Origin of the sequence: Streptococcus sp. HPH0090, from assembly GCF_000411475.1 — a bacterium.
GTDB lineage: Bacteria > Bacillota > Bacilli > Lactobacillales > Streptococcaceae > Streptococcus.
Window position 1 is genome coordinate 22,365 of sequence record NZ_KE150467.1, and the last position, 590, is coordinate 22,954.

The 590-nt window shown below is 40.7% G+C and carries 1 protein-coding gene; it reads right to left on the bottom strand.

Features of this window, described 5'->3' with window-relative positions; translation table 11 throughout:
* A partial coding sequence (locus HMPREF1481_RS10945; protein WP_016466562.1) for a CshA-type fibril occupies positions 1-590 on the bottom strand: 590 nt, incomplete at both ends.

Below are 590 nucleotides of genomic sequence, written 5' to 3' on the forward strand. Positions count from 1 at the left end.
GTGAATGATTTTTCTGGTACGAATGTAACTGTTCCGTCTGGTGCTACTGTGTATGTTCCTTCACCTGGGATAGTCTTAGTTGTTGAACCATCTTCGAATGTTGCTGGAACATCATCATCCATTGGTACACTTGGATTACCTTCTGTAAACTTAGGTTTACCTGTTTGTGTTTGACCTTGAATATCTGTTGATGTTACTGGTTCTGCTGTTGGTGTGATAGGTGTAACAGTTGGTGTGTACTTAGCTGTTACTGGTGTACCATTCTTATCTACACGTTTAACAGTCACACCTGTTCCTGTTCCTGTGAATGATTTTTCTGGTACGAATGTTACAGTTCCGTCTGGAGCTACTGTGTATGTTCCTTCACCTGGGATAGTCTTAGTTGTTGAACCATCTTCGAATGTTGCTGGAACATCATCATCCATTGGTACACTTGGATCACCTTCTGTAAACTTAGGTTTACCTGTTTGTGTCTTACCTTGGATATCTGTTGATGTAACATCTTCACCTGTTGGAACTACTGGAGTAATCTTAGGTGTGTAAGTTGTTTCTACAGCAGTACCGTTAGCATCTTTAGCTTGAACCTTAAC